Origin of the sequence: Nitrospira sp. SG-bin1, assembly GCA_002083365.1 — a bacterium.
Classification (GTDB): Bacteria; Nitrospirota; Nitrospiria; order Nitrospirales; family Nitrospiraceae; genus Nitrospira_D.
Window position 1 is genome coordinate 79,975 of the sequence record LVWS01000032.1, and the last position, 24,928, is coordinate 104,902.

The window sequence follows — 24,928 nt, forward strand, 5'->3', positions numbered from 1 at the left end:
CCGTCTGTGCTTCGATAGCTACCGGTCGGGGAGGCACGTACGTTACGGTGTTGCGACCGGAACGATGTGCGCCGGTTCATCAACGGAAGCCCGCTCCGCTCGCGGCTCGGCACCGGAGAGCGGCCGTAACCGTTGGTCTCCCATCGGCAATACCCGCAGATAGCCCCACTGCCCCGATTGGGCGTACGGTAACCGCTGATTGCTCCAGACATAATCACCCGGCATACGGAACGGCCCACCCGCACTCGGGAGGAACGCGTCCAGCGTCTCGGATCCGGAAAACTCCACCACGCTGATCATATCGGCCCCGCGCATGAACGGCTCAATCGGCCACTCATGGTGTTCGACGCTGAACATGCCGTTCTGTTCGCTGCTCGCACCGAACACGTGGATCCGAACGGGATCTCCGGCGTGCGCCTCGATGATCGGTGTCACCGGATCCTCCGGCTGACCCACGGCGCAGGGTTGGAACACCTTGCCGAGGGAGCAACCCTTCTCTTCGCGAAACTTATACGGCTCCGATCTATAATTCACCGCCGTCAAGCCCGCCGTGTTCTGCACATAGGGCATGAAACTGGTCCCGATGATATTGTCCTCGTCCTGGAAGAAGAGGGCCACATCGCGATAGTTCACCCGATTTTCATATCCTTGAATCGTCCGATCGACGATGACATCGGCGACCCAGCTGTTCTTCGTCGAAATATCCGCGCCGGTTTTCGGATCCCGGTACTGGGCGCCCTTCGGGCCGATCACCACCGCTCCGTAGAGCCCATTCCGTGGGTTGGTCATCACGTTGCCCCAGTCCCACACCAATGAGGCGGTCTCTCCTATGAACGGGTCCGCGTAATAGGTGTACGTGCGGCTCTCTCCCGGCGCGATGGTCTGGTCGCCGGGATTGTTCCCGACATTCGCGCCGAGCGAATCCTTGGGATCGAAGGTCAACCCGATGGCGGAAAACGACGCTCTGCTCTCCTTCATCCGATTGGTCAGCTTCACGTTGAGACAATCGCCGACATTGGCCCGCAAGGTCAGCGGCATCGGCTGCATGCCTCCGGCAACCTTCATGACATCGTCTTCCAAGGCATAAATTTTCGCGTTCGGATTGACCATTTGGATCGTCCGTTCGAAATCGACCTCGATGGCCTCGGGCGCCTTCGAGTTCAGCTTCATCGAGGGATGATCCAGCGCCACGACGTTGAACTGCTTCACCGGCGCTTCCGACGGACAGACCGGCAGCGGCTTGGGAATTTCATTGCGGCGGCTGTACCCGGCCGGCAGTTTCTGCAAGTCCGGCACCTCCTGGTCCAACACGCGCATGATGCCCCAGGCGCCTTCCGAGAATTTGGACATGCGACCGTTGAAGTGGATGTAATCTCCAGGCTGGAGCCTTGGTCCGCCCGCTTTCGGCACCACCAGATCGTACCGTTCGGCAATGCCGATATGGATGGAATTCTTCCGGTTCGCATCGCCCGCATAGCGTTCGGTCAGATAGGTATGGCCTGAAACGGTCCAGACCATCGTCTCGTTCGCCATGGTTTGCAACAACCGGAACACGACCGTATCACCCAAGTAAGCACGCAGCATCGGCGTATAGGGATCGCCATGTGTTGCGCTGCTGAACAACTTGGACGAATCGGGATTGACGGCCAAACGACTCGCGATGGGCTCGGCCTTGAAATTCAACCCGCCGCCCGTCGTGTGCGTGCCGCCGTTGAGGAAGGGCATGGGCGTCATGGGAATATGTTCCGGCATGGGGAAGGACACCGTTTTCCCGGCCTCCAGCGCCACTTCGATCGGCTGTCCCGGCGGATTCCCCGCCGTGACGATGTTTACCGTATGCGGCACCGTGTCATTGAGCTGCACCATCAATTCACGGAAGCTGCCGTTCACGCCGTGCCCGACCGGCTCGGTCGTATGGATATCGGCGATCGGTCCGCTCCGGATCTGCTTTCCGGTCTTGGGGTCATGATAGGTCGAACCGACCGGTTCGATGATGATCGTGCCGAACCCTCCGTGGGGCCAGGTGACGCGTCCCAATGCATGGTCGTGCCAGAAGACCGTCCCGACGTCGGAATCCACCCAGAACCGTTGCCGGACGAATTCCACCGTGACGATGTCGTTCACCGGATGAGGGTGTTTCAGCGGACGATAGAGCGTGATCTGATTGCCTTGGATCGATTTGACCCGGCCCACCTCGTTACCCTCAATGTTGTCCGCGCCGATCAGAATTTCCACGTTGGGATGGTACTGGGCCGCGTTCTTCACCATGATGACCCGGTCCCCCTTCTTAGCCGGCTTGGTGAACAGGGTGTTCATCGGCACAGGCAGGCCTTTCTTCACTTTCTTCTCCAGCATGGTGAACGGACGCACCGATTGCTCGTACGAAAAGCCGGTGATGACCCCGTCGGACGCTTGATTTTCAAACTGCAGGAAGTGCCAATGCGTATTGATCTTCGAGGCCTGGAAGTTGATATGGTCGTCGTCCAGCCACTCGCTCGTCAGCATCCAGTCGACACAATCATAAATATTGGCACGCACGACCAGCGGATACTTCACGTCGCTCTTGCGGACCTGCGCTTCCTCCTCGTGCAAGACATAGATCAGCCCGTCACGGTCGACGACGGCCGGCGTCTCGCCCTGCTTGTCGGACAAGGTCATCGGCGTCTGAATGAAATGCACGTTGTATTTCTTGGAGCCGGCATGCTCCGGGCACATGCTCCAGCGCCCGTTTTCTCCCGGTTTTGCCGGATATGAACTGGGCAACCCGTCGTCGTCGAGATGGATCATATCCAACCAGGGAGCAGGATTGTGATTCTGCGAGAAGGGCACGCGACGGCCGAAATGGGGCTTCAAATGCGGCCACGCAACCTTGCCGGTGGCCGTCTCGAAGACGATCGGCAGCCGTTGTCCCGGATGCGCCGATTGATATCGCGGGTTCGGCACGGTGTTTTCCGGTTCCGTCATCGCGCGGGTTCCTTGCCAGGCCCAATTCAACACGCTCGCGTCGTACGAGCGCGTCTGTCCCTGCTCGTCCTCTTGATGACCCGGCTTGCCTTGCGGCGGCAGTTGCATCTGGACCCAATCCTTGATCGTGACGACCGCCGGGGCCGCATTCCAGTCGGTCTTGCCCTTCTCGACGATGCGGAACTGCTTCCCGAACCAATCCACCGTCTTGCCGATCAGCTGATCGGAGGGCACGCCGGTCTTGATGCGGCCCGCTCGGTCCGGCAGCTCGCGAAGATCCGGCATCACGTCATTGTGATGCTCCCCCTGCTGCAGCGTGTTGTAGACGCGCCAATACCCCCACATGCCCGCGATGTAATGGTGAGCGACATGGCAATGGAAGAGGAAGTCCCCGGCCACTTGCTGGCAGAGGCCTGATCCACATTCGGTTTCCAAGTCCACGGTCTCGGACGGTCCGATGACTTCCACGTCCACTCGATCCGTCTTCGTGCGAATCACAGGATATTTGACCGGCCCGTTCGTGGCCGCGTGCCACAGGGGCATGTCGTCGATGGCGCGCGGACTCCGCGGCCACCGAATCGACCCGCCGTGCGGATGGTGCGAGTGAAACACTTCCGACCCTCCATGCACGAGTCGAAACTTCGCCGGATCGCCCAAATAGCTGCGCGGGATCGTCGTGGCCGGATCGCCGAAGGTATAGGCGCTGTAGGCCATGGATTCGTCTTCGAAACCGAAGTACTCATGCTGCGTCTGCATGTTGTCGACGCCGAACGGTTCGCTCCGGTAATTCAGCGCCCGCGCCACCGGCCGGTAGACGTCGGTCAAGGGATCACGCTGAGGAATGAAGTCGCCTTTCTTGTTCAACGGCCGGAACGCCTCGTCCCCGACCTCATGATAGATCACCACGAATTCCCGGAAGTCGGGCCCGGCTCCATTCTTGATGATGGCCTGCCAGCCACTGGTCATCGGCGTGGGCTCGCCGGTGCCCAAGGGGTCGAGATACTGTGACCCCTTCGGCTCGACGATGAAGGCGCCGAACAGACCCATCACCGTCAGCTCACGGTCGTTGCTGTAGGAATGAAACTGCCGGCCGCCCTCTTGCTGGGTCGGCGGAATGTACCACTCCAACTCCACGGCCTTCCCTTGGGCCGCAATGCTGTCGGGATTCGTCGTCGTCGCCGGCTGTCCCGTGGAGGCGACGATCATGCTGGACCCGTGAATGTTGAGACTGACCTCTTCGCCGCCCTCCAATTGATTGCGAAGCGTCAGCTTGACGCAATCGCCTTGATTGCCTCGGATGACCAGCGGCTGAATCCACTGGTTTTGCAACCCGTTCTTGACGGCTCCGGGATCATACCCCTCCTTGTCGCGGGCGGCCCGATTGACGGATTCCTCTTCACGCACTTTTTCAACGTTTTCCGTCAGGACGTACATGTACCCGGGATAGAAGTCGAGCCACATATTGAGCGAGATCTCGACGTTGATCGCAGAGATGTCGTACGCCCGGACGGGCGCCGATGCCGGACAGCGCGCCCCCGATTTCGACACCGGTTCCACACCTGGATTCGACATGAGCAGCGCATCCTGATTCCCCGCCCCATACTGATGCATCATCGTCACATTGTTGTAGTGCCCCCCGGTGCGTTGAGCCGCCGCATCCTGCTCCATTTGCCGCATGATACGCCGATGCTGCCGCTCGACCATGGCGGTACGATCAGCTTGGCCCTCCATCACATTTTCGATGATCGTCTGTCCCTTCAGCTGTTCGGCCCAACCCGGCAGTTGGTGGTCCGTCGCCACATGCGCTGAAGTCTCGGCCAGCACGGCCGGCGGTAAAACACACAGTGCGATCCCGGCAAGTCCGCTTACGAGTCGGGTGAATGGACAATGATCAAACATGGACCGATCTCCTTGTTATAAATGTCAACGCCAGTGAACGACGAAGGCGATGGAGCCGGCCCTCTCAACCGCTCTCAATTCGAAGGTAGAAGGGCAAAATACAAAACCGATCCAGGCTCTACCTGCTCTCCTGAGGCGGCATGGCCATATCCACCACCTTATTTTCGTTGTCCACCATCAGAATGACCGAGTCGCCGCTCCGGAGTTTGGAAGTTCTCTCGATCATGACGTCACGTACCTCGAAGGACCGCTCTCCATCTCCCGTTTTCAGCGTAATGCGGTCGGCACGCAGCGGCTCGCCCACTGTCCCGTCGACCTGCCGGTTGGCGCCTTTGATGGGCGACTTGTCTTCCGGGTTCCGGTGCGCCTCCTTCGCCGCACTCACGCTGGCGAACGTGGCATCGGCCACGTGGTTCGTTTCATCGATCAGGAAGATCGCCGGCGTTCCGACCGGGATGGACGCGAGTTTGCTGCGGACTTGGGAGCGAACGTTGAACGACTGTTCCTTGCCGTCCGCTCCTTTGATGACCACCCGATCATGCCCGATCGGCATGTTGCTCGCGATCGCGCCCCGTAGAACCTTGTGATGGCCGGACGGGTATTCCAACGGGTGATAATCGACGATGAGATTTTGTTCGTTGACGACGATAACCAGGTCATCACCGGGTTTGATGGCGGGAAAGTTTTTCTGCTGCGCCTGTTTCAGAGGGAGAAACCGCGGCTGGACTTCACCGATATCGACTTTGATTTGGTCGGAGGTGACGGCTTCAACTTTGCCGAGGACCGTTCGGTTGCCCTGCAAGAGCTGATGTTCGTTCTGATGATCTTTTGTCGCGACTTGCGCCGGCAATAGGCTTTGAGCCGGCTGCGCCTCCATCGCTTCGTGAAGATCGCCAATGTTGCGGGCTGGCGCGCTCGCCGATCCAAGCAACACCAGGGACAGCGTTGCGAGAATGATTGATGCGGTTCTCTCCTCCATGATGGTCCTTTTCGTGGGGTTTCAGCACCCGGCAATTGTGTCGACTGCTTTCGATCAGCCGTCCCATCCACCATCCCGCTCGGATCAGGCGATAATGGTTTGGACGCTCAGTTCTTTACTGACCGACGCTCACATGTCCTTGCCATAATCCATCGTGGCCGGATGGCGAACCACTGGGGGAAACTCTAGGTGTTTCAGAACCGCAGAAACGTGGAGTGAGCTGATATTGACGCAGGAAGTCAGGGATAGAACTCTGTCCTCATAGGACGATTCCGAGAGGATACGTTTCTTGTGGGCAAAAAGAAAAAGCAGAATGTCTGTGGCTAGAAGAACGCCAGGCTGGCGTAGGTGTTCTCTTCCTCCAGTTGCCGGAGGCGGCGGAGTTCACTCACCCCGAGATACGCATACTTCTTTTTCCAAGCGTAGAAAGTTTGCTCGGCGATTCCGAGCTGCTAACAGACATCCCCAATCGGGATGCCAGACTCGGCCTGCCGGAGGGCATAGACATCTGCTCTTCCGAAAACTTCGACCGCTTCATCGATCCGCTCCTTTCGTCGAGGACCGTCGAAGCTGCCAGTCTACTCTACGTTGTAAGGTGTCGTCGTTTTCGGGAGAGACGTCCGCCCGCGTCCGTCCATCGAGGTAGGGCGAGCGTCTCACTGCCGTAGAACACTATGCGGGAGCGAGCTGCGGCGCAAGCGCTGGTTCGACGCCACCTCACCTCTTCACCACATCGGCCAGAGTCTTCTTGAAGAAGGCTATCGATGGAGAAAAGAAGTACTCACCTCCCGTAGGAATGACGAAAGTTGCCGAGATTGAGATTTTCTCCACTTCCTTTCCAATTGGCAGGTTGAAGACGCGACCGCTGCCCTGAGCCAGGATTGGATCATGCCCAGCCTTGTCTCGCGGCGTGTCTGGCTTGTTAACCCATTCCCTCATGAGAAATTCAAACTGATCCACAAGCGAACTCTGATATGCGACGAAGATAAGTCCCTTGTCGGCGTCCTTGGCCGCGTAGGTGATCCCCCGGCGCAGAAGCGACCGTGGAAGGGTTCGTTCTGCGAAACCCATTTCAGTCGTTTGATCGCGAGGGTTCACCTTCCGAATGTGTGCCGCGAGCGGACACAAGAGGCCATCTGGGTCCGCCATGTTCGGGGCAGTATCTCCGGGCAATGCCGGCGTCGGCTTGCTGTCATAGGCGAAATAGTTCTGTCCATCTCCGGTAATCCCGATATCTTTGTCGGGACTGCGAACGAGGGGAGTGCCGGAAGGCCAGCGGCCGACGAGAAGGGCCGCGAAGCGATCCTTGTCAGGCGCGAGTTTTGGGTACTTCTTGGCCAGCGCCTTGGCCGTGTCCTTCACGAAGCGCCAGAACGCGTCGGGATTCTGACGCAGGCGGCGATAGACCATCAGCGACCCGTCCTCGGCCCAAGCCGGTCCTTTGGGCTGATTCGCCAAATCATAGGTCCGCGGGTCATCGGCCTTTTGCCGCCCATAACCGAAGATGAAGTAGCCAGGCCAGACCAGGCGACTGCCAGGTTCGGCGAAATCCGCCCTAAGGGTGTCGAACGTCTTATCCTTCGGGAATGTCCGCGGAGACACGAAATCGTAGGGCACCTTGTTCCAACGCCCGCGGATAGCGGGCTGCGAGATGCCATCCTTGAAACCAAAGTGTTCGTGTCCAGGTTTGGGGGCCGCGTTCACGTCACCTCTATCCTCGTGCACTATGCTCATCCCCTGTGAGCTGATCTCCTTTATCAGCTTCTTGGCTTCATCGATCAGCCATGCTAGGTCGTCGTTAGCTATGATGAAGACACCATCGACGGGATGAGAGGGGCCTCCGACGACCCATCCGGCGGTATGTCCGGGCTTCGCCTTCGCGCTGGGATCGCCGATATAGCCTGAGCGCTCGGCCATCCCCAGCTTAAAAGCGTCATCGGCGAATTCATCGACCTCCGCCTTACTTATCAGCTTGCGAAGTCCCGTAGCGCTCAGCGCGACGTTCAGGAATAAGTAGTGCACCGAATCGGGCTCGCGGCCGAGCCGCTTGCGGTCATTCTTCCATTTTTCATGGGCCGTGAGGACCACCGCCGCCGTTGAGAGGCGTGCGTGCATTTTTTTGAGGCAACTCCTGGCAGCGGAAGCGTCCGTGATGGTGAAAAATAAGAAGTGCTGATGGTTTTTCAGGAAGCCGGGGACTATGTTGCCCTGGATCTCGTCTAGCGCAAGAAGCGGCTCATCCTTTGGCGGTGTAGACATATATTAGCAAACCACCGGTGTGGGGGAGACGACCTTACCCCCCTTCAAACCCGTGTCTTTGGGGCCGAAACGTGCGCCAAGCCTCATTTTCACATGCCCGGCAATTTGCGATCCGAATTCAATGGGGACGCCGCCGATCTTGATATCGGATACCGAGTAGCCCTTGCCAGCGGGGACCGCAAACTCTGCGCGAACGATCATGTTCTTGGCCTTATCCGTGTTTGTCTTGCCCTTAAGCACTTTCCAGAATGTTTGTGCATCAGCTTTGTCGGGCGTCGTCCATCCAGCGGTGTCAAGCTCGGTCATATACAGCCCTACGGGATTCTCGAGGGTCAGGAATCGGTTCTCGCGTGCCAGTTTGTTCACGTTGTCCCCGATTGCCGGGTCGCTTTGTCGATTCGGATCCCCAAAATCATCACAACCAATGAGAGTCTTAACGTTGGTGATGAGCATGCCCGAGGCGTCGCTGCGGATGACCGCCGCGCGCGCCGCGATGTCTATCTGGGCACCTAGCGTGTTCGCCGGGTGTTGCAGATGTACGCAAAAATCGTTGTTCCATTTATTCCCGGGGTCGTACTTTGTGTCTCCCCCGACGGTGATCTCCAGGTCGGCCAGAGTGATTGCCTTGGTACCGCACCGTTCTTGATACAGCTTAACCAGCAGATCCCGAGCGAATTTCGTCAAAGCCGGTACGCCAGGATTATAGAGGAAGTTGTAATACTCGGGCGGCTCAGAGGTAAAGACGACGCGCACGATTCTCTTGGCGCTGTTGCGGAACACCTGCCACTCACAGTATTCGTCCTGAGGGCGGAGTGGTCTGATTAATCCGAAATCATCTTCCTGTCTCTGGGGCTCATCGACGAACTTCAAGATCGCGGCCGTAGGTGATCCGAACCTGATGGGGAACGCACGCCAGGGGACGTTCGTTTCGGTGAGCTTAATTGTTGGCGAATGAGATGCAGGGCTGAAGAAGCGCACATGCTTTTCCGCATCCGCGACGGTGATCCCGACCCCGTCCTTGATTATGTTAGTAGCCCTTTCGATCTTCTTCTCGAATATGTGTTGAATCATCGTATGCCAGGCTTTGCGGAGCTTAGGACCGAAGTCCGTCTGCGCCCCCGTCGGGTCGAAAGTGAAGGCCTCAGCGTACTCAGAAGCATACTCAGACTCGGCCTGCGCAGGGCGGCTTCGACTCCGTTGCCCGACTTTAAGCCAGGCGGGCGGCCTGAACTCTACCGAATCCTCTAACGATTCCGTCTCGATCGAGTTAAGCTTAGTTTCTTCAAAGCGGGTTCGCCGTCGCTGCTTGTCCTGGAGCCAGGAGGGGGGGCTGAACTCATCCGAAGCATCCGCCGCTTCCGCCCCCTCATAAGGCCGCAGAATTACCGTGTGTGGTGGCACGCGGCCCCGGTTGTCTAATAATCGGCGCGCAAACGGCTCGCCGCGGCTGTGGGGAAACGCGCCGCCCTCGATGACCAATCCGTAAAATCCGTGCTGCGCACTTTCAGCTTCGATATCTTCGGAAATGAGCACGGACTGCGTCAACAGATCGTCGGATGCGAGGACAGAAACATGTCCTACGTCCCCCGTCCCCGGGACAACGCGAAGCATTAAATCGCCGGCCTGCAGCACATCCTCGGGCCGCTTCGAAGGCAATGCGACCACTTTCAACAGCCCTTTCACTCTTTGCATCAGAGGCCCGTCATTGATGGCCGCCCGGAACAGACCGGCCGGTGTCAGGTCTGATGCCAACTTCAGGACGCCAAGTTCTCGCAAGAGTTGCTGGAGAAAAGAAGTTTCCGATGCGCGTCTGTCGCTATGGGAGGTCTGCAGTGCGAGCTCGGCCTGGTCAAGGAAACTGTCAGGGGTGTTAGAATTCATAAGCGATTCTCCTTCGTCCATGTGCATCCCGATTGGTTGTCTCTCAGGAGCCATAGGGAAATCGTCGGTAGCGGCATCGAAGATGGAGGGCTCGGATGTCGGGGGAAGCCGCACGATGGCTCGCGCTTCTGGCTCCCTGGAAGAAGCCATTCTGCTAATCGCTTCGGCGGTGTCGAGCCGACCCCAGCAATCCTCATATTCACTACCCTCTAGGGGTTGGGCGCTACGCTTCAGGCAATCTCGGATTTCATCGATCGACACCGGGCGACCTGCAGCTTCAAACATAGCTGCGACGGTACCCGCAACATGCGGAGCCGCCATCGATGTCCCCGATCGAGCGACGAGCAAGCCCTCTTGCCGAAGCGCACCATGGGGTACGGATCGTGCCGCGATCACTCCTACACCCGGAGCCATCAGCTCCGGCTTGTCGCGGCGTTCGTCGCGCGTTGGGCCGCGGCTGCTGAATGGCGCGACCGGAGACCCCACAACATTTGCGTCGTAGGCTCCGACCGTAATCACCAGCGGAGAAGTGGCGATGGTTCCAAGCGTGTAGGACTGCGATGTGATCTTCGCGTCAAATCGGGATTGCGCTCCTGAGCGAGCTAGGTCTCTTTCGATCCAGGCATGAAATCGGCCGCTGATCACGTACTCGCCGATGAGCCGCAGGGTCCAGACGCCGGGCGGGGCTCCCGAGTACAGGAACACCTCGGCGTGATTATCCCTGTTGTTGGGATCGTTCCTGCGGTGGTAGAGCCGGCCGACGACGACACCTTCGTGCACTATGTCGGCAACGTCTCCCAATTTCACTTCCACAAACGTAGTCCCTTGAGGGGGACGGATCGCAATTACAAATCGGTCTTTTCCGGAATACCAGGCATCAATTTCGTTGTCGGTCGTATCGGTCGGGTCAACGATCCACTCCAGATCGCGATACTCACCGTCTCGACACCAACCCTGGACAGCCAGATTCGCGGATCGGTAGTTCCCCGCTGACTGAACAATCACCCTGCCAGGACCCAACCGCATCAATTCATGCATGCCCTGCTCGACGAGACTCGTCCCATCGTGACTGCCGGCCGTGCGGCCTACAGAGAGATTCACGACCCATGGACGACCTCTCGCGGTCCTGTCGACATAGTCCAGCCCTTCGAGCATACGCACGGAATCTCCCAGATCACCGACGATTCCTAGGCGAGGGGTCGAAAGGTGAACAAATATTAAATCAGCTTTGGACCCTTCACCGGCCTTGCCCACACGGCCGTTGCCAGCGGCAATGTCCAGTGTGTGTGTGCCGTGGCTCCCATTGCCTGTGTCGCTGATTGCAGGGTGATAGTTCAGAGCCAGATACGGGTCCGAGGTGCGCAGCGCCGCGTCGATCTCTTCACGCGAAAAGATCCGGCCATACCCGTAATGGTTGGGATGCGCAGCATCGTAATTAGCCCCCTGATGCCAGAATGCGACCAGCCGCGTCGTTCCGTCGGGGTTAAGAAAATTGGGATGGGCGAAGTCCAGCCCGAAGTCCAGCGCCGCTACGATGCAGCCACGCCCTCCAAACGGTGAGGTTGAACCATGCGGTATACCAGTCTCTTGAGACGGGACAGGCGAAGCTAAGCCTTCATCATAGTAGAAGACACCTAGAGGACGTGCAGCCTTGAGACTGATTACATTGGGATGTCGTCGAATCGACACGATATTGTCGGTGCGGAACCGCCCTGTACAGATTCGATTGAAGCGGGAGACGACAGTAAAGTGTGGGGGAATCTCGTTGGGATCCTCCAGTCGAAGGATTCCCTCGACGATCTCCTCTACTGGTACATTTTGAACCGTCTCCGCGAGCGCGGGATCGAGATTGAACTCAGCGAACTGGCTATTGGAGGTAGCGGCATCCATGGCATGCTGCCTTGCTTAGCTGCGACCGTGACAATGTTACGCTCCCACCAGACCCGCGGTTTTGTGGACGGGAATGACACCTAATGAGCACGTCAGCCGCGAGGGGAGCGACAGCTTCCCTCACGGCAATCGTCCTCCCCAATCTCCTTGCTACGGTGCGGAGGCTTGCATGAGCCGCCTCACGCTACGCACCCCGCGCTCGATGCGAAGACATAAAACCGACATCCTATTCAGCAGTCACTTTGGAGTTAACTGACTAGCCGAAGCGCGGGTCGGTTGTTCGCGCCTATCTCCAGTTGAAACACTTGACTGTTATCCTCGGTTAGGTACAAGGTTCCCCTCGGATCGTTTGCCATAGCAGCAACCGCCGCCGCTCTATCAACAACGACTTTGTATTCCCTCGGTGTGCTTAGTGACCCGAATGCAAACAAAGCAAGCTGAGCAGCCGAAAAAATATCTGCGGTAATGCCGATACCGCTGCGGTGGTATCTTCCGTTAATCACAAGTTTGGCGCCGGACGTAGCTAACTGAGCGGCGGAGACTACGGCAGCCGTCCGAGTTGAGGGCTCCGCTGCCAATCTTCCCATTAGGGACCCGCCCTGCTTACCTGCGGCTTGGATTGCGCCAAAGGCTGTCAGGCCACCGCCGATCGTTAGGGTGACCAACCCGGACACTGAACTCTCGTTCTTCTGCTGCACTCGCAACCTGGCTTCAAGCCTATCCAGGCCTTCCTCAATCCTGCGGCGAGCAAGCTCTTGCCTCGCGAATCCAACATTGGTCTCTCGGGTGGTGGCCAATGGGGCCGGGAACCGAACTGGAACTTTACCATCCCTGCCGCGTAATACCATTCCCGAAACTCCACGGCCGGGCAGGTAAGCGGTTCTCCCACGCCTCATTACCCGCCGCCGTGCTCTTTCACCGATGTCTTCTGCACTATCTTCAACTTCGGCGATCGCTTCGTCGGATTCCCAGTCCTCCGCTTCGTCACTTTCCCAAGGAACGTTCTCGATCGTCTCTATCGTTTCTGTGGCCATTATTTGCTCCTTTTGTGGTTGTGGTTGTTTCCCGCCCCTCGCGACCCGTACCTGATACGTTCCGTTCGCTAAAGATAAGCCGCACTCCACGCACAGCCAATGGAGTTCCAATCTGCGATTCGAGCAGCATATGGTCAGGTGGGTAGTACGCCACTTTGCCTCGCCCCTTGCACTTTAGACATCCAACCATACCCACCAGACATTCAGGGCAGCATCCCAGAGCAAGAGCGATAGGTCGAATCTTCGAACGCAATAGCTCGAATAAGGCTTGCTGCACTTCCTGTTGCGCTTCCATAGCCGCCACGCGATCTTGTAAGTCTGTCAACTCGTTTACGCCCGCGTCGGTTGCATTATCGCCCGGTTTGCTTCCAACCGGGGAATTAGCGTCTGTCATAAGTGTCATTAGTTCGACGCCATATTTCTCAATGAGTCCGCGAAATTGTTCGTCGCCCAGGAGACGCGACAGCAGGGTCAGCTCAGAACGCTCCGCCCACTGTTGCAGGTATGGCAGCAGGACATCCGGGAGTACTTTGCCCAAAGCCTCTGTTTCCATGTGCGGCCCGCTATCAGTAGAACTGCACGGTTTCGGAGGTCTCGTCGAACTCCGGCCAAACTGATCCCGCCCCGACAAAATCTTCGATAGACCATTCCACCATATCCACGAAGTCGCCAGGATCAGCCTGGGACCTCATGGGACGAATGCGCTGAATATGCGAAAGCACGAGGGCCGCTTGTTGCTCTGGCGACGCGGGATCAATCAAATACTCGCCGTCTTTCCCCTGCAGATAGCGTTGGTCCGAGATTGATTCCAATTCCGGCAGCGCCTCCGAAGCGTTAGCAAGCAATTGTGTTAACAAACTATTAATGGCACCTCGTGGTACGCTCATCCCGGAAGCTGTTGAAGCCTGCTGGGCACCCGCCGAACCCAAGACCTGACTCAACAACGCCTGCTGGACCGTCGGATTCTGTATGAGACTTAGAAATGTTGCCGCCGCCCCTTTGCCAGTTGGTAGCGCTGGGGGTGTGAGCGTCGCGGGCGCACCGGTCGCTGGTGGAGGAACACTTCGCGCGACAGCAGGCCCGGGCGAAGGTTGTGTCATACCTCTCCCCCTCAACGCTGATGATGCTAGGCCCAGACCCGCACCAATCGCTGCCCCCCATGGACCTCCCGCCATGGCGCCTGTGGCAGCACCCTGTGCAATGCTAGGGGCCGCGCGCTGTAAGGTGGGACTGACCGCCTTGGCCAACGATTGAAGCCCCCGCAGGAAGTTCTCGGCTGTACTGCTAGGCAAATCTGAAATTGAAGTGTCGATTATTGATTCAAGGTCTTCCTCAGACTCATCGGCATACTCAGGTCCAACACACAAACGCAAACCGTCAATGCTTAGCGAAGATAGTTTCCGCATAGCGTCTTCTCCTAATTAGTACGCGTTCGACTACTCCCGTAGCTCAATTATGATCTAGCCCCTTCTGAGCCAATCAACCACTCCGCTCTTTGTTATACATTCCTGAGGTCTTGATGATCTTAGGAATGGAGAGGCTCGCTAAAATACCCGCGACTTTTTCCTATGTCGCTCGTCTCTCAAATAATCGTTCCAAACTCGATCCTCCGAACTCGACTTGTATAGGTCGGGCATGTCTGTCATTCTAAGCACGGATGCCTCACCGCCATTCTGATAGTCCCTACAATGTCTCCTTGATCACTGACGGCCACCCGTTGCCTGTGCGCACATAGTTGCTCAATAAATACCAATGTCATGTCTGATGACACACCCAGAATGGTTAGGTCTGGGTAGACTGCCAGCAACTGACTGCAAAGTCCCGTCCCTTCACTCCCCTCCTGGAGAAGAACTACGGCATCGGCCTTGGCTCGCCCCACCTCCTGGAGAATCTTCATCGGCCCGCGCACGTCTCCCACCAGTTCCATATCGTCTTGATCCGTGATCATCCGGCGGAGCGCATATGGAATCATCATGGGATGATTTCCGAGAAGCACGCGGATTCTCTCCACAAGAGGCCCCTCACACGGCTCTTACATAGCGCACACAATAAAGAAAAGGTTGCGTAGGGCCAATAGATCGCTGGATCTACTTAGATCTAAAAACGGCTAGAAAATCGATCTATGCGAATCTAGATCTTCCACTGCGCCAAGAGGCTACGAAATCGACCGTAGCAAACTATTGTGTGCAGCCTACGTATTAAATCTCCGATGACGTGCGGTGAGAAGAGAAGGAGAGTTAGAATCGAGATGTAGTGGTGCTTTGCTTTTTGATGTAATTCACTGCGGAATGTCGATCGTGCAATTGGAGCTTATCGAGTATATTATGAACGTGATTTTTGACAGTCGAGACTTGGATCTGGAGCCGAACAGCAATCTCCTTATTGCTTAAACCATCTTCTATCAGTCGTACAATCTCCGCTTCCCGCCGCGTCAAGTTCATAGTATTCTCATTCATAACCCATTCCCTCTGGCGAGTGAGCTGAGAAATTCGGTCAAAGGTAAGACTTGCAATTCTCGGAGAGCACAGAGTTTCTCCTTGGATGATCGCATTGATGTTGTTCACGAGATCGACGACAGATGCATTGTGTATCAAATAGCCTGACGCCCCTCCGGTTTCAATGCAATACAGGATATCCTGTTCGCGGTCAGGCACATCGACAACCAAGATTTTAACTTCTGATGAGAGGCCGAAAACTCTCGTAACGTTCGTTTCCCCATTCTGACACAAGATTTCATACTCCAGCATAAGTACGTCCACTTTGCCTGAACGCAGTACGTCTTCAATCCCCTCCAAACTGGACGCAGCCTGTTCTACTGAGAACGTCTCTACTCGATCCAAGCAGCAACTCAGACTTTCTCGGAACAGCCGATTGCTGTGGAGGATCGCAATACTGACGTTTTGGGAGCCCATCGCAGTCATGGATCGCAGTCATGGTTAGACTGAGAGTATTCTCTCATTGCTAGGGGGCTCTAACTTACGCTTAGACACCACCCTGGTCAATTCCTCATCGAGCAGGTGTCGATAAAATTTCAACTGGAGAATTAAGCAAAAATTATTCCCGTTAAGTACAATGCGAGCCTCTCCGATCCAGTGGATTCGCTACTGAGCAGACAGTTTCAAAAAATGTAAGAAATATATTACTTGCTTGATATTGATTTCGTCGCTCAAATGCGGGAAGTTCGTGCTGCTGATCGCACTGTATGAAAGTGATACGTCTGCAAGGAGTAAAGCGAATATGAATCCAAAACGATTCTCCACGGAAATTTTGAGATACAGTTGAGCTCTGGTTTTAGCTTCAGCCATAGATAACGGCACAATCTTCATTCATGCTGCATTGGCCAAAGTGAGGCACAGTAAGGCTCAGAAGGCGCAATTATAATTACGTAAGTATCTCGTTCCGCGAGGATTGCACCATGTCATGAGTGAAAAATGTGTACCTGAAAGAATATACTGCTTGGAATGTAAAGCTCGAGAGGGTTCTCGCGAAATCTTAGAGGCTAGAAGAACGCCAGGCTGGCGTAGGTGACGGTGGAATTGTACTGGTCGGTGATGCCGCGATCATAGCGAAGGACCTGGCCCTTTTCCGCCTGAATGAGTCGCAACAAACTATAAATGGGTGAGAAGCCGGAGATTCGACGCTGATCCTGTTCTTTCTGAATGTACTGTGCGAACCCCTCAGGGTTCAGCTCTTCCACTTGCTTGAGCATTTCCAAGTCCTTCTGCATCGAACGGTGGAACGAAAAATCAGTCGGCGGCGCACTGTCGCCATAGCGCAGACCGAGATGGGCCAACTCCCCTGCCGCGATGACGCAGGCGGCCTTTCCAGACACAGCGATTGAGCTTCGTAGGGCATCGAGGAATCGATCCACTGAGTTCCGAACGGCTGGATCCTGTAAGCTCGGCGCCGAAAATGACGACAGGATCGGGACAATCGTGAAGGGCTTGTCGATGACAGTTTGAAGAAACGGCAACTGGAATTCGATCGCATGTTCCGATCGATGCGCGATATCCTCTTCGAACCACTCCGGTGCACCTGCCTTGAGTCGACCCATAATCGGCTGGTCCACCGGCACCATACCGAGCGGGGTCTCAAAGTCCTTGTCCGTAACGGCAAAGAAATGTTCAAGACCGGCATGGGCGGTGCCGATGACGACATAGACGTCAGGCCGTTGTGCTTCTTGCAACTCCTTGTATCCCCACGCGTAGACCGGCCCCGCTTGTTTGAGGTCATAGGTGGGGACGGCGAGTCCCTTGATCACCTTGCCGCTATTTTCAGACGGTTTGAAATCCGGACCTTCGCCTGACGTGAAAAATGCATCAATTTGCTTCCGCAGCTTGGCGCCGTCTGCCTCGTAGCTCCGTCCGGCAAATACCGACGGGCGAGACGGCCGTTGCCGATAATCCCTCTGAGCCTGTTGCCGTGCCTCCTCTGTTCGCGGGCCTTCCAGGAACAGCTTCCGGTCGAGATCCGCGACCAGCTGCTCGACTTTGCTCGGCATCAGGAACTCGCCGAATCGTTTCAGATACAGGGCGCCAATATCCGGGATCGAATGTTCCCCATCGAAATGTTGCACGATGAAGAAGAAATTCAGCGGAAGGACCAGTTTCTCGTTGCTCAGGCCGCTGGGGTCCCAGAGCACGATCAGCTGATCGTCCCCTTGTTTGATCGGCGAAAATTGCAAATTGCGAAGGATTGGATATTGCGTAGGATCTTTCGCGACACCGGATGTCATGGTGGAGGGCATTGTAGGGGACGGACCGGCGCGGCTGCAACTGACCGAAGGCTCAGGTCGAGGCTAAGTGAAGATACGCGGGGCAATGTCTTGCCGGCTCAACCTTAGCCTCAACCTCAACCTTCTTGAGGAGGCTCCTGTCGCGCGCGCCGACTGAGGACGACGAGAGCCCCGACGATCAAGAGGGTGAGCCAGATGGTCGGCCGCCCGTACGAGTCATCCGAGAACTCGATCAAATCGGTCAACCGGCCGATCAGCAGCGACATACGAGCCATGACCGTGTACCCAAACGCCGCGCCGAACGAAATCATGAGGAAGAGGATGCCGGTACGCGCCACCACTTTCCCCGCCCCGCTATGCTCGATCGAGAAGAAAAAGTAGAACAGGACGGAGCTGACTCCGAGCAAAATAATAATGGCATTGAGGTTGCTGGCGGGATTCAGCAGACTCATCGAGAATGTGATGCCGTCCGGCCCGGCAATCGACAGCAACGGCCGAACCGTATCCTCGATTTGCTTCAGAATGAAGGAGGAAATGGTTCTGGGAATGGCCAGGCCCGCTCCCATCCCGACGATGAACGCGAACGCGTATCGGGACATCCAGGCCGCCTTCGGCACATATCGGGTCAGCATCAGCGTTCCAATGGCCACGGGAATCAAAAGGGCGAACTCGCCATTGTCCAAGATCGGATTGATGATCAGGTGCATGATCACGGTATCGTAGGTCTTCACGATCAAGTAGCCGACCGAGACTCCCACGTACAGGTGCTCGGCCAATTTGAAGAGGGAGTTGTCTTTATAGAGAAACGTGAAAATGAGGAGGGTCAACCCCGTGGCCACCCATGCCCCTACGATCAGCTCAAATGGCATGGCACCCACCGATATGAAGGCAGGTTAAGGTTGAGGCTAAGGTGAAAGTCAAAACTGCGTCGGACGCTTTCTTTGCTTTGCACATTCTCAAACTCAACCTTGACCTTCCTATCCCCTCTGCTGCCGCAGCGAAAAGTAGAACAGGTTGCACATGATCACCAGAACGATGATGGCGAGATGCGTCGCCGATTGCGCATCCATCCCGGCCACCGCTTTGCCTTTCTGTCCGATCAGGCTTTCATATTCCGCTGCGCCTCGGAGGCCGCCGATGAGACCGTTGATCTGTCCGCTCCTGAGCAACGGATACAATCCGGGGGCCATCACTCCGGTACAGCCGCCGCCGAGTTCGAACTTATACTTGTCCTTGCCGAACACATACCACTCTTCCACTCCGGGACGTCCCGCCCCTAAGCTCACCATGTATCCGACGTCCTTCAAGCTGCGCACGCCGCTGAGAATCGGCAATTCTTTCGTCGCCCTGCCGCCATAGTCGCTGGGAAAGGCGGAATAGAGGTCCTGGCCCATGTTGATGATGACCGCCTGGCCACCGGGACTCCATCCAAGAAAGGCATAGTCCGTCCCGTATTCCTTTCCCATTTCTTTGGCGACCAGCGTTACGAGCTGGTCCGCCATTCCGGTGCCGGACACCCACAGGGTCATCGTAATGACGCGGAGATTTTTCTTGAAGGCATGGCGCAGGAGGGCAATGGCTTGCGGGTACAGCTCCGGTTTCGACGCCGGGTCGAAATCGATCGACAAGAGGAATACCGACTGTTCCGGCAGCGACTCGATATGGTCGTACACGCCGCGGACTTCCGATGAAATTCTGATCGGTAGTCCCACCGGGTACAACAACGGCAAGAGCGTGCAAAGGCCGATCATCAGGAAGATGATCCGCCGATCGATTTTGAGCATGCGTTCCGAAAAACTCATGTGGCGTTCCTGCAGTGTGACGCGTCTTTCGCGAGAAAGGGTTTGCGCGTCACGAGAGACGAACCACGCTTCACGTTATTCCTTACTTCCACCGAGATACGACCGTTCTACGCCGAAGATGATCTTGAACGACAAGGCCACGGCCCCGAGACTGACCCCGATGAGAATAGCCCGGCGTACTGACGCGTTGAGCACATTTAGAATCCATGACGACACATCGCCGCTCAAGGGAATCAAATACTCGCCTAAGGGCACCCGTCCCATCATGACGATCATGGCCGCGACCAAGAGCACCGCCGCTTCGCGACTCTTGGCTCGGAAGGAACGATAGGCCGCGGAGGCGATAAAGAAGGCCAAGATGGCAAACATGGTCCCTTGCAGCGGCACCATCATATAGTTGTAGACCCACCCGAATGCGGTCATGGCCCCTTCAAGGCTTTCCTTTCCGTTGGCCCACAGGCCGGCTGCAATGGTGCCAAGCATCCCGGCATAGAGCACGAGGCTATAGCCCCACCCTGCTTCTTGCCGTTTGATCTTGACGGCATGTTGATGAAAGAGACTGGTCACGCCCAAGACCAATGCGAACCCACCGATGATCTGGAGCCACTTCGTGGCCGATGTGAGCATCTGTTCCGACGCCGGATGTGGGACATAGTACTGGGCAGCAAAGAGCAGACCGGTGACGAGGGTGATCAAGAGGGGAAGTTGTCGGCGTAGAAAGATCATTTCAAGTCCCTGAAAAAGTCGAGGAATATGTGAGGCCATTGCGCGCCGGTCACGACTCCAACCGTCGCCAACGCGGTTCCCACGGCAATAGTCGTCAGGATCACCGCCTTTCCGATATCCTGACCGCGGAGCGTTCCGATCTGGACCGGCTCTTTGGAAAGATAGGCGCTGGCGGCATAGAGCTCTTCACCGATCAACGTGTAATCACACGTCGTCACGAAGAACGGCAACTGGTGATCCGAGTCGGTCCCCGCGATCTGAATAGCGCCGGTACTGGCGCCGGTCTCCGTCAGAAGCAAGGACTCGGCAAAATAGGCCCCCATGAAAAAGTTGGCCGCCGGTTTCTTCCGCAGCATGATCCCGTCCACCGCCGCCGTGTAGCTGAATTGATCGGCGGTGATGAAAAAGTTGGCGTCTTCCTTAAAGAGATCGGGTTTTCCTGCTTCCAGATAGGCTTGCTTGGTAATCTCCTGGCAAACCGCCATCGTGATGGGCTCGCGATGGGGCACCAACAGTTCGGTTTCATACAACGCCGCCCGTTTCGCGACCTTCCCCAAGATGACCGCGGCGGCGATGGTCGACGGGTCATGCAGGTCATGTGCGCCGGTCAGATACAGGATCGGCTTGCCCAGCTCGGTCGCGCGTCCGATCGCCTCATCCACCGCGTCGAGACCTGGAATTCGACGCAGAAAGATCTCGTTTCGCTTCGCATGGCTGATCGTATAAAAGACCAGTCCACCGAACGAGACGGCAATGACGAGATTGTTGAGCTGATTCCAGTTAAACCAATTGGCAACCGGTGTGGCGACATGGATGGAGCTGAATTCACGCCCATCGGCTTGAACGGTGGCGACAGCGACGGCATAGGGCGTGCCATCCTTGATCTCGATATCCTTTATACTTCTTACAACCGCCTGGTGCCAGGTTTTATCGACGGTCCTTGTCCACCAGGCTGTTTTCGTGTCTCTGACGTATTTGGTGTTCGCCGGAAATTCCGCGATGATCGTCAGCGCCGCGGGGTCGGTGACGGCCGCATTGCCGATGAGGACCTGATAACGGACATCCGGACCATCCCACGGAGCAGGATCCCACTGGACCGTGAGGCTCCCACCTCCATCACTCGGCGTATCCAAGACCCGCACTTCTTGTGGAGCCGTTGCCGTCGGCTGTGCACATACGGGGGAACTAGCGGCCAAACACACCAACGTCCAGAGTACTGTAGAGGCCTGTCGCATGAGTGGTAAGTGTTGCGTCATGAACCTCATGCTCCCTCGATGACCTCGATGTTCGTCCGTGGAATGACCACGTTCTTTCCATCGGCAAAGGTTACTTCCAAGACGCGCACTTCGCTCTCCGTGGGAATCTTGGTCAGTTCTGACGGAAGAGCCGACACTTCGCCGATGCGGCCGAATAAAGGATCACGAATGATGCGAACCGGATCACCGAGACGAATCCCCTCTCGTTGAGACTGAGACGCGGCTTTTGTTTTTCCGTCTTCCTGTGGAACAATGATCTCGGGACGAATCACTCCCGCCCTGATCTGGGTGGCACCCGAAATCGACGCTTTCCGGCCGGCATGGGTGGAGAGCAGCTTAAAGGTCTTAGCCGCCATCGGAATCGTCCCAAAGCCTTCGGTTAAGATCAACGTGAACCCTACCTGTTCCGTCCCGGTGATGGCCACGCCAAGGTCATACCCCAATAGGGCGCGTAGATCTTCATCGTGAATCCCGCCGACAACCAATCCGGCCACGCCGACGGCCTTGGCCTGCTTCATTGCTTCGGCAGAGAGAAACGATCCCCCAACCACGACTTTTCCCTTCATGGTTGGATTCAGATGATCCGGCGACAACGGCTCGTCAGGACTCTTGACCGCCATCGCAAGCTCACCGGAGGTCTCCCCGCCGATACCGAAGATTCCCTGGACGAGGCTACAAGTCGTCTCGACGACGACTCCCTGCCGTGGAATCGTTTCAAGGATCGTTCCGTCCACATAGGCCAGCAGCTGAAGGATCCGGGGAGGTTCGCGCAAGAGGACTTGTCCCGTCACCGTCGATACCGATTCGACCTTGCCTGCAACCGGCGAACGAACCTCCGTTTTGAACCATTTGATCAGCGGCTTGTTCTCCGCGAGGATTTCATCTCGCTCGACGGAGTCGCCTTCTTGCTTGATTAAGTACTCTTTGATTTCTCCCGGAGCCACACTGAGCTGATTGGCGAGATTGATGGGGAATACTTTCCCCGGCAGCTCGGCTCGGGCCACGACATGATCGGAACGCACCCTGTCACCGACATCGACCACCACCGTCCCCGGCAGAGGCAACATGCGCCGACGGCGAACGACCGTATGATCGGTAACCGTGAGGCCGGGAGTGTAACTGTGAGCCATGAGAAAAGGGCGAGGTTTAGGTCGAGGTCAAGGGATAGAACCATAATCTATCTAAACTGTCGGCTCAACCTTGGCCTTAGCCTCAACCTCCTTTCGGGTAAAGGTCCACTGCGCTGAACCATTTCGTGAGAGCGGCCACACGGCCTGCTTCGTCGGTCGGAAGTTTGAGCGGTCGGCCACGGCCATCGAGCAAGAGCCCTACCACGCCGCCATGGACTTCCTTTGTGACCGCCGCGCCGGCTCCCGCACCCATATTGATTCCTTTAGCCGCCGGCTGCACCGTGATCGTGGCCTGCTTGCCTGACTCCAACGGAAACAGCTTCAATTCGCCGAACTTCAATCGCTCTCTTGTGGTCTTCCCGTCGGCCCAAGTGATTTCATAGTCGGCACACACATCACCGTCTTTCCCCTGTCCGATCGGCGCGACGCAGGTCCCCAGATAGATCATGCAATCTCGGACGAACACGTCGGTCGCGGCCTTCTCGTTGATCGTGGAGAGCACGCCGAGATGCGGCATCATGAAGATGCTGTCGACCGACAATCTCGTGCAGCCCATCGGCTCATAGGCATCGACCATCATCAGCATCGACTGGATCCGCCGCGGAGCGTGAGAGAGAATTCCACCGCTTCCGACGATCAAATCCAGCTTCAACATGTCGATCAACGTCTTGCCGGAGGTCTGTTGCTCAAAGACATCAGAAATCGTCCGCTCTTGCTGCACGCCCTTTAGCCCTGTCGCCAGCGATTTATGATGAATCAAGGCCAGCCGCAAGGCTTCCCGCGCGATCGCCTGTTCGATTTGCAACTCATCGAGAGTCTGCGGAATGGTCGTCGGACGGATCATCTTGTTCTTGATGCGATTGCGCAGGGTCTGCTCATCGATCGAGAACGGCACCCAGCGCATGATGTTGGCCAGTCCCGCTTCAGCGAGCACATTGGACACGCTGTACGACATGCCGAGATTGGCGCTGACCGTCCGGTTGAATACGCCGTCGAAGACCGAAAAGACGTCCGTCGTGGCTCCACCGATATCCACGCCGATCAGATTCAAATGCTCCCGTTTGGCGATCGTCTCCATGATGAGACCGACCGCGGCGGGCGTCGGCATGATGGGCGCTCCGGCCATGTCGATGAGTTTCTTGTAGCCGGGAGCCTGCTGCATGACATGTTCGAGAAACAGGTCGTGAATCTTGTTCCGCGCCGGCGCCAGATTTTCTCGCTCGAGGACCGGTCGGATGTTCTCGGTGACAACCAGCGCCGTTTTGTCTTCCAGAATCTTTTTGACTTGCGGTTGCGCTTCCTTGTTGCCGGCGTAGATCAGCGGCAACTTGTAGGTCACCCCGAACCGTGGCCGTGGCTCCGCCGCCGCCACATATTCGGCCATCTCGACCACATGCGTCACCGCTCCTCCATCCGTCCCACCCGACATCAGAATCATGTCCGGCCTCATGGATCGGATGCGCTCGATCTTTTCATGCGGTAGTCGGCCGTCGTTGGCTGCCAAGACATCGATGACGATGGCCCCGGCGCCTAACGCCGCGCGTTGTGCGCTCTCCCCCGTCATGTTCTGGACGACGCCGGTCACCATCATCTGCAACCCCCCGCCGGCGCTGCTGGTCGAAATGTAGATATCCACCCCAGCCTTGTCGTCACGGCAGGGCGTGATGATCTTGTCGCCGTCTAAAATCTTTCGACCGGAGAGTTCTTCGATTTCCGCGATGGCATTGAGCACGCCGCGCGTCACATCTTCGAACGGCGCTTCCACCGTCGTCGGCGCTTCACCGCGATGGGTCTGCCGATATTCGTCGCCGACTTTTTCGATGAGAATGGCTTTGGTGGTGGTGCTGCCGCAATCGGTGGCGACAATCACGTTGAGAGGGCGATCGATCTTGGGAGGGGTGGAGGCCGAAGCCGTCATTGAGCCGTTGCTCCCTTTGGAGCAGACTTGGCTTCAATGATGGCAATCAAGCGAGTGACGGTGTCCCGGCGCTCGAGCAATCGCGCGACCTGTTCGACTTCTTTGACGTTGAACGCGCAATCAATAATCGGCGTGATGAAATGCAGGGCCTGACTGCCCAGAAAATTCATGGGGCCCATCGATTCGAGGAACATCGTCGCCGGCGCCGCCATGCCGCGTTTCACGATCGTCTCGGCAATCCGCTCGAGCAACTGGATATCTTCGATGGCGAGGGGCTCGGTCTCGGGCTGAACGGCAAACGCATGGCGTAAACCGGCTCGCACTTTGGCCAGTTGTTCCGCTGCATTTCCCTTGAAAGGCGATCGCATAAGTGCAGGCCGGACAAGGTAATTGGTACTTAACGACTGAGTTCCATAGCTGATCGCTACTTTGACACAGGGCCGGACTCTACATCT

The 24,928-nt window shown here is 56.8% G+C and carries 18 protein-coding genes; all 18 read right to left on the reverse strand.

Translation table 11 applies throughout. The features are described from left to right. Window positions 1-42: 42 nt before the first annotated feature. The 18 genes from A4E19_03285 to A4E19_03370 all read right to left on the reverse strand — a co-directional run bounded on the left by A4E19_03285 (window position 43) and on the right by A4E19_03370 (window position 24,841). On the reverse strand, window positions 43-4,863 hold the full coding sequence (locus A4E19_03285; GenBank protein ID OQW33436.1) for a hypothetical protein: 4,821 nt from the start codon (window positions 4,861-4,863) through the stop codon (window positions 43-45). A 118-nt stretch (window positions 4,864-4,981) separates the two neighbouring features. After that, complete coding sequence (locus A4E19_03290) at window positions 4,982-5,842, reverse strand: hypothetical protein (protein ID OQW33437.1); 861 nt, start codon at window positions 5,840-5,842, stop codon at window positions 4,982-4,984. A 717-nt stretch (window positions 5,843-6,559) separates the two neighbouring features. Further along, complete coding sequence (locus A4E19_03295; GenBank protein OQW33438.1) at window positions 6,560-7,957, reverse strand: hypothetical protein; 1,398 nt, start codon at window positions 7,955-7,957, stop codon at window positions 6,560-6,562. A 147-nt stretch (window positions 7,958-8,104) separates the two neighbouring features. Further along, window positions 8,105-11,872 (reverse strand): hypothetical protein, encoded by a 3,768-nt coding sequence (locus tag A4E19_03300; GenBank protein OQW33439.1) that lies wholly within the window; start codon window positions 11,870-11,872, stop codon window positions 8,105-8,107. 248 nt (window positions 11,873-12,120) lie between these two features. Continuing rightward, window positions 12,121-12,906, reverse strand: a complete 786-nt coding sequence (locus A4E19_03305; protein ID OQW33440.1) for a hypothetical protein — start codon at window positions 12,904-12,906, stop codon at window positions 12,121-12,123. After that, window positions 12,857-13,459 (reverse strand): hypothetical protein, encoded by a 603-nt coding sequence (locus A4E19_03310; GenBank protein ID OQW33441.1) that lies wholly within the window; start codon window positions 13,457-13,459, stop codon window positions 12,857-12,859. The genes A4E19_03305 and A4E19_03310 overlap by 50 nt, the downstream gene beginning before the upstream one ends. A gap of 13 nt (window positions 13,460-13,472) precedes the next feature. Next, on the reverse strand, window positions 13,473-14,312 hold the full coding sequence (locus A4E19_03315) for a hypothetical protein (protein ID OQW33442.1): 840 nt from the start codon (window positions 14,310-14,312) through the stop codon (window positions 13,473-13,475). 236 nt (window positions 14,313-14,548) lie between these two features. After that, a complete protein-coding gene (locus A4E19_03320; GenBank protein OQW33443.1) occupies window positions 14,549-14,881 on the reverse strand; it encodes a hypothetical protein in 333 nt (110 codons plus the stop codon). Between the two features lie 262 nt (window positions 14,882-15,143). Further along, entirely contained in the window at window positions 15,144-15,827 is a 684-nt protein-coding gene (locus A4E19_03325; protein ID OQW33444.1) for a hypothetical protein, read from the reverse strand. A gap of 180 nt (window positions 15,828-16,007) precedes the next feature. Continuing rightward, window positions 16,008-16,211, reverse strand: a complete 204-nt coding sequence (locus tag A4E19_03330; GenBank protein ID OQW33445.1) for a hypothetical protein — start codon at window positions 16,209-16,211, stop codon at window positions 16,008-16,010. Between the two features lie 194 nt (window positions 16,212-16,405). Further along, complete coding sequence (locus tag A4E19_03335; GenBank protein ID OQW33446.1) at window positions 16,406-17,641, reverse strand: hypothetical protein; 1,236 nt, start codon at window positions 17,639-17,641, stop codon at window positions 16,406-16,408. Window positions 17,642-17,757: 116 nt separating this feature from the next. Then, window positions 17,758-18,510, reverse strand: coding sequence for a hypothetical protein (locus A4E19_03340; GenBank protein ID OQW33447.1), 753 nt, complete (start codon window positions 18,508-18,510; stop codon window positions 17,758-17,760). Window positions 18,511-18,618: 108 nt separating this feature from the next. After that, window positions 18,619-19,443 (reverse strand): hypothetical protein, encoded by an 825-nt coding sequence (locus A4E19_03345; GenBank protein ID OQW33448.1) that lies wholly within the window; start codon window positions 19,441-19,443, stop codon window positions 18,619-18,621. Window positions 19,444-19,518: 75 nt separating this feature from the next. Beyond that, entirely contained in the window at window positions 19,519-20,169 is a 651-nt protein-coding gene (locus A4E19_03350; protein OQW33449.1) for a hypothetical protein, read from the reverse strand. Continuing rightward, entirely contained in the window at window positions 20,166-21,425 is a 1,260-nt protein-coding gene (locus A4E19_03355; GenBank protein OQW33639.1) for a hypothetical protein, read from the reverse strand. Before A4E19_03355 ends, A4E19_03350 begins: the two co-directional genes overlap by 4 nt. A 5-nt stretch (window positions 21,426-21,430) precedes the next feature. Next, window positions 21,431-22,555: a hypothetical protein gene (locus A4E19_03360; protein OQW33450.1), complete on the reverse strand. Its 1,125-nt coding sequence runs from the start codon at window positions 22,553-22,555 to the stop codon at window positions 21,431-21,433. A gap of 82 nt (window positions 22,556-22,637) precedes the next feature. Continuing rightward, window positions 22,638-24,473 carry a methylaspartate mutase gene (locus A4E19_03365; protein OQW33451.1) on the reverse strand — a complete coding sequence of 612 codons (1,836 nt, stop codon included), beginning with the start codon at window positions 24,471-24,473 and terminating at the stop codon, window positions 22,638-22,640. After that, entirely contained in the window at window positions 24,470-24,841 is a 372-nt protein-coding gene (locus tag A4E19_03370) for a hypothetical protein (GenBank protein OQW33452.1), read from the reverse strand. Before A4E19_03370 ends, A4E19_03365 begins: the two co-directional genes overlap by 4 nt. Between the last annotated feature and the right edge of the window lie 87 nt (window positions 24,842-24,928).

What these genes read in the sequence shown, in the direction of transcription:
- A4E19_03360 (OQW33450.1), bottom strand. Translation starts at nt 22,555, where the DNA reads ATGGCTCACAGTTACACTCCCGGCCTCACGGTTACCGATCATACGGTC.
- A4E19_03300 (OQW33439.1), bottom strand. Translation starts at nt 11,872, where the DNA reads ATGGATGCCGCTACCTCCAATAGCCAGTTCGCTGAGTTCAATCTCGAT.
- A4E19_03365 (OQW33451.1), bottom strand. Translation starts at nt 24,473, where the DNA reads ATGACGGCTTCGGCCTCCACCCCTCCCAAGATCGATCGCCCTCTCAAC.
- A4E19_03335 (OQW33446.1), bottom strand. Translation starts at nt 17,641, where the DNA reads ATGACATCCGGTGTCGCGAAAGATCCTACGCAATATCCAATCCTTCGC.
- A4E19_03290 (OQW33437.1), bottom strand. Translation starts at nt 5,842, where the DNA reads ATGGAGGAGAGAACCGCATCAATCATTCTCGCAACGCTGTCCCTGGTG.
- A4E19_03310 (OQW33441.1), bottom strand. Translation starts at nt 13,459, where the DNA reads ATGGAAACAGAGGCTTTGGGCAAAGTACTCCCGGATGTCCTGCTGCCA.
- A4E19_03305 (OQW33440.1), bottom strand. Translation starts at nt 12,906, where the DNA reads ATGGCCACAGAAACGATAGAGACGATCGAGAACGTTCCTTGGGAAAGT.
- A4E19_03330 (OQW33445.1), bottom strand. Translation starts at nt 16,211, where the DNA reads ATGGCTGAAGCTAAAACCAGAGCTCAACTGTATCTCAAAATTTCCGTG.
- A4E19_03295 (OQW33438.1), bottom strand. Translation starts at nt 7,957, where the DNA reads ATGCACGCACGCCTCTCAACGGCGGCGGTGGTCCTCACGGCCCATGAA.
- A4E19_03325 (OQW33444.1), bottom strand. Translation starts at nt 15,827, where the DNA reads ATGACTGCGATGGGCTCCCAAAACGTCAGTATTGCGATCCTCCACAGC.
- A4E19_03340 (OQW33447.1), bottom strand. Translation starts at nt 18,510, where the DNA reads ATGCCATTTGAGCTGATCGTAGGGGCATGGGTGGCCACGGGGTTGACC.
- A4E19_03315 (OQW33442.1), bottom strand. Translation starts at nt 14,312, where the DNA reads ATGCGGAAACTATCTTCGCTAAGCATTGACGGTTTGCGTTTGTGTGTT.
- A4E19_03285 (OQW33436.1), bottom strand. Translation starts at nt 4,863, where the DNA reads ATGTTTGATCATTGTCCATTCACCCGACTCGTAAGCGGACTTGCCGGG.
- A4E19_03345 (OQW33448.1), bottom strand. Translation starts at nt 19,443, where the DNA reads ATGAGTTTTTCGGAACGCATGCTCAAAATCGATCGGCGGATCATCTTC.
- A4E19_03320 (OQW33443.1), bottom strand. Translation starts at nt 14,881, where the DNA reads ATGATGATTCCATATGCGCTCCGCCGGATGATCACGGATCAAGACGAT.
- A4E19_03370 (OQW33452.1), bottom strand. Translation starts at nt 24,841, where the DNA reads ATGCGATCGCCTTTCAAGGGAAATGCAGCGGAACAACTGGCCAAAGTG.
- A4E19_03350 (OQW33449.1), bottom strand. Translation starts at nt 20,169, where the DNA reads ATGATCTTTCTACGCCGACAACTTCCCCTCTTGATCACCCTCGTCACC.
- A4E19_03355 (OQW33639.1), bottom strand. Translation starts at nt 21,425, where the DNA reads ATGACGCAACACTTACCACTCATGCGACAGGCCTCTACAGTACTCTGG.